3 protein-coding genes and 1 pseudogene are annotated in these 4,464 nt (G+C 71.5%); all 4 read left to right on the plus strand.

What is annotated here, in order from left to right; genetic code table 11:
- Positions 1–25: 25 nt before the first annotated feature.
- Complete coding sequence (gene trpB / locus AC08OQ_RS17875) at positions 26–1,387, plus strand: tryptophan synthase subunit beta (RefSeq protein ID WP_476602006.1); 1,362 nt, start codon at positions 26–28, stop codon at positions 1,385–1,387.
- A gap of 74 nt (positions 1,388–1,461) precedes the next feature.
- The gene (trpA, locus tag AC08OQ_RS17880; RefSeq protein ID WP_462202977.1) at positions 1,462–2,283 is read left to right on the plus strand and encodes a tryptophan synthase subunit alpha; all 822 of its coding nucleotides are present in this window, start codon (positions 1,462–1,464) and stop codon (positions 2,281–2,283) included.
- Between the two features lie 156 nt (positions 2,284–2,439).
- Complete coding sequence (gene lgt / locus AC08OQ_RS17885; RefSeq protein ID WP_462202976.1) at positions 2,440–3,603, plus strand: prolipoprotein diacylglyceryl transferase; 1,164 nt, start codon at positions 2,440–2,442, stop codon at positions 3,601–3,603.
- Positions 3,604–3,866: 263 nt separating this feature from the next.
- Positions 3,867–4,464 (plus strand): annotated as a pseudogene (locus AC08OQ_RS17890) (glutamate synthase subunit alpha); the annotation flags it as partial.

Raw genomic sequence — 4,464 nt, forward strand, 5'->3', positions numbered from 1 at the left:
CGGAAGACAAGTATACAGTCGCACCGTGACCATCCGAACCGCTGCCGAGTCAGTTCGCCCCGCGGCCGCCGGAACCGGGACGCCGTCGAGCTCCGGTCCGGCCCGTCTGGACGCGTCGAGCTGGCAGGCGTTCCCCGACTCCTCGGGGCACTTCGGGCGTTTCGGTGGTCGCTTTGTCCCCGAGGCCCTCATGGCAGCGATGGACGAGCTCACCGCGGCCTACGCGGCGGCCAGGGTGGATCCCGGCTTCACCGCGGAACTGGACGAGCTGCTGGCGAGCTACGCGGGCCGGCCCACTCCGCTCACCGACGCCCACCGGCTCACCGCGCACGTTGGCGGTGCCCGCATCCTGCTCAAGCGTGAGGACCTCGCGCACACCGGTTCCCACAAGATCAATAATGTCCTCGGGCAGTGCCTGCTGACCCGGCGGATGGGCAAGACCCGGGTCATCGCCGAGACCGGAGCCGGTCAGCACGGTGTTGCCACGGCCACCGCCTGCGCTCTGCTCGGCCTGGACTGCGTCGTCTACATGGGCGAGGAGGACACCCGCCGGCAGGCCCTCAACGTCGCCCGGATGCGCCTGCTCGGCGCCGAGGTCGTCGCGGTCACGTCCGGCAGCCGAACGTTGAAGGACGCCATCAACGAGGCCATGCGCGACTGGGTGGCCACCGTTGGCACGACCCACTACTGCATCGGGTCGGTGATGGGCCCGCACCCGTTCCCGATGCTGGTCCGCGATTTCCAGCGGATCATCGGGGTCGAGGCCCGCGCCCAGGTGCTCGACCGTGTCGGCCGGCTGCCCGACGCCGTCGTCGCCTGCGTCGGTGGCGGCTCGAACGCGATGGGCATCTTCCACCCGTTCATCCCCGACGTCGAGGTCGCGCTGATCGGCTGCGAGGCCGGGGGGGACGGGGTCACCACCGGTCGGCACGCCGCGGCGATCGCCGGCGGTTCCGCGGGCGTGCTGCACGGCATGCGGACGTTCCTGCTGCAGGACGAGTTCGGGCAGACCCAGGTCTCCCACTCGATCTCGGCGGGTCTGGACTACCCCGGCATCGGCCCCGAACATGCCCTGCTGCACGAGACTGGTCGGGCGAGCTATCGGGTCGTGGACGACACCGCCGCGATGGAGGCGCTCGCGCTGGTGGCCCGTACCGAGGGCATCCTGGTCGCGATCGAGAGCGCGCACGCCTTCGCGGGTGCCCTCGACGTCGCCCGGGAGCTCGGTCCGGGCGCGGTCGTCGTCGTCAACTGCTCCGGTCGGGGGGACAAGGACGTCGACACCGCCGCCCGCTGGTTCGACCTCCTAGACGAGGCCGATGCCGGCGGGGGCCCCGCCGGCGGTCCGGCGGGGGCCGGCCTGAGGAACCCTGAGGGAGGATCCTGAGGGACCCTGCCTCGGGACCGGCGCAACCAAAGACAGGACACATCGGCCCTCGGGCCCGACGGAACGGACGCACGGTGCAGAGTCGGTTGGACGCAGTGTTCGCGGCGGCCCGCGAGGAGGGGCGGTCGGTGCTGGTCGGCTATCTGCCCGCGGGATTCCCGACGGTGGACGGGGCGATCGAGGCCATGCGGGCCATGGTGGCGGCGGGAGTCGACGTCGTCGAGGTCGGCCTGCCCTACTCCGACCCCACCATGGACGGTCCGGTGATCCAGGATGCGGCGGATGCGGCCCTGCGCGGCGGGGTCACGACGCAGGACGTGATCCGCACCGTCGAGGCCGTCGCCGCGACGGGGGCCCCGACTCTGGTCATGTCCTACTGGAACCCGATCGACCGCTACGGCGCGGCCGCGTTCGCGGCCGATCTCGCCGCTGCCGGGGGCGCCGGGGCGATCACTCCGGACCTGCCGCCCGAAGAGGCCGGGCCCTGGCTCGACGCGTGCGCCGCGCACGGCCTGGCCCCGGTGTTCCTCGTCGCTCCCAGCTCCTCGGACACCCGCCTCCGGCTGGTCGTCGGCGTCGCGCGCGGCTTTGTCTACGCCGCCTCGCTGATGGGTGTCACCGGGACCCGGGCGGCGGTCGGCGAGCGGGCGGCCGATCTGGTCGCCCGGGTGCGGGCCGCCACCGAGCTCCCGGTGGCGGTGGGGCTCGGGGTGAGCACCGCGGCGCAGGCCGCCGAGGTCGCGGGCTTCGCCGACGGTGTGATCGTCGGCTCCGCGCTGGTGAAGGTCCTGCTCGAGGCGGAACGTTCCGGAGCCGGCGCCTCAGCGGGCCTCGCCGGAATCCGTCGGCTCGCCGCGGAACTCGCCGGAGGAGTGCGCGCTCCCGTCCCGGCGTGAACTCCCGGCCGTCCCGGCCCAGCCGTCACAGCTGTCGCCCACATCTATCGCCGCCTATATCACCCCGCTGCGCACCGAGTGGGACACGTGGCTGTGCGACACGTGGCCGGACTACCCCGCGCGTGATGGACGGGTCCACGGGATAGCCTGGCGACCGTGGTTCTTGCCGCTATTCCCAGCCCATCGCGTGGCGTGGTGTATCTCGGGCCGGTGCCGCTGCGCGCCTACGCCCTGATGATCATCATTAGCATCTTCGTCGCCGTATTCGTGACGGGAAGAAGGCTGCGCGCCCGCGGCATGGATCCCATGGTGGCCAGCGAGGTCGCCTACTGGGCCGTCCCGTTCGGCATCGTCGGCGCCCGTGTCTACCACGTGGTCAGCACCCCGGACGCCTACTTCGGCCGGGACGGCAACGTGCTGGACGTCATCAAGATCTGGAACGGCGGGCTGGGTATCTGGGGCGCCATCGCGGGCGGGGCGTTCGGCGCGTGGCTGGCGACCCGGCGCTACGGCATCAGCCTCGCCCTGTTCGGCGACGCCGCGGCGCCGGGCATCATCCTCGCCCAGGCGATCGGACGCTGGGGAAACTGGTTCAACCAGGAGCTGTACGGCAAGGCGAGCACCCTGCCCTGGGCGGTGCGCATCGACGAGAAGCACCAGATCATCCCCGGCGTGTCCACCTACCAGCCGACCTTCCTCTACGAGTTCCTGTGGAACCTGGTGGTGGCCGGGATCCTGTTGGTCGTCGATCGACGGCACCGGCTCGGCCGCGGCAAGCTGTTCTACCTCTACGTCGCGCTCTACACGTTCGGCCGGTTGTGGATCGAGATGCTGCGCATCGACACGGCGAACCAGATCCTCGGGCTGCGGGTCAACGTCTGGACCTCGATCGTTGTCTGTCTGGGGGCGTTGCTGGCGCTGGCGGTCACCCGCCGTCCCGTGGACCCGAATCTGTCCAGGGAGGAGCAGGAGGCCCTCGGGATCGCCCGTTCCCGGCCCGCGACGCGGTCCACGGTGACGACCGCCGGTGCCGGTGCCGCCGACCAGCGAGCGGCCGGTCCCGATCCGGTCGATCCTGATCTGGCCGCTCTCGACTCGGCCGGTCCCGATCCGGCCGATCCCGATCCGGCCGATCCCGGTTCCGCCGGGTCGGTACCCGCCGCCGCGGTGCCCGACGACTCCGGGCCGACCGCCACCACTGCCGCCACCACTGCCGTACCGGCTGGTTCGCAGCAGCAGAGCCGCGGCCTGGCAACGAGATTGCCGGCGAGCGGTGGGCACACGTCGGCCGTTCCGCCGGAGGAGCCGCAGACGCCCTGATGAGACGCCGTCTCCGGCGGGGCCCCGGGCGTCGGCCGGACCGTCGGCCTTCCCCTACTCGTAGTGACCGAGGCCGGGTGGGGAGGTATGATGTCATCTGGCGGTGATTTCCTGGACATATTTGATCACGGCGCATGAGCGGGTCGCGTGGCACACTCGGTAGAGACACGGGGCGCCGGGCCAGCGCCGCCGTGTCGTCACACCACTCGGACAGCGTCGTCCGCACCCCCTTCAGCCCCTGAAGATGGACAGGACTTCGCCGGATGCCGAGTGCGCAAGGTCTTTACGACCCCACCTTCGAACACGACGCCTGTGGCGTCGGCTTCGTCGTCGATGTACACGGCAGGCGCAGTCACGAGCTGGTCGAGCAGGGCCTGACCGTGCTGCGTAACCTCGACCACCGGGGTGCCTCGGGCAGTGACCCGGACACCGGCGACGGAGCCGGCATCCTGGTGCAGGTCCCCGATCTGTTCCTGCGTGACGTCGTCGACTTCGCGCTGCCCGCCCCGGGGCGTTACGCCGTCGGGATCGCCTTCCTGCCGCAGGTCTCGGGGGAGCGGGACGACGCCGTGCGCACCATCAGCCGCATCGTCCGCCAGGAGGGGCTGCGGGTCCTCGGCTGGCGTGAGGTGCCGGTCGTCAGCCACATCGTCGGGCACGCGGCCCACGAGGTTGAGCCGCGGATGCGGCAGCTGTTCCTCGCATTGCCCGGCGGTCTGCCCGCCGCCGGTCCGGTTGAGGGCGGCGCGGGAGACGGGTTCGACCAGGCCGACCTCGAACGCCGGGCGTTCTGCGCCCGCAAGCGGATCCGCCGGGAGACCGGCGTCTACCTGGCGTCGCTGTCGTCACGGACCCTGGTCT

It is taken from the genome of Frankia sp. CcCS3, from assembly GCF_977927575.1.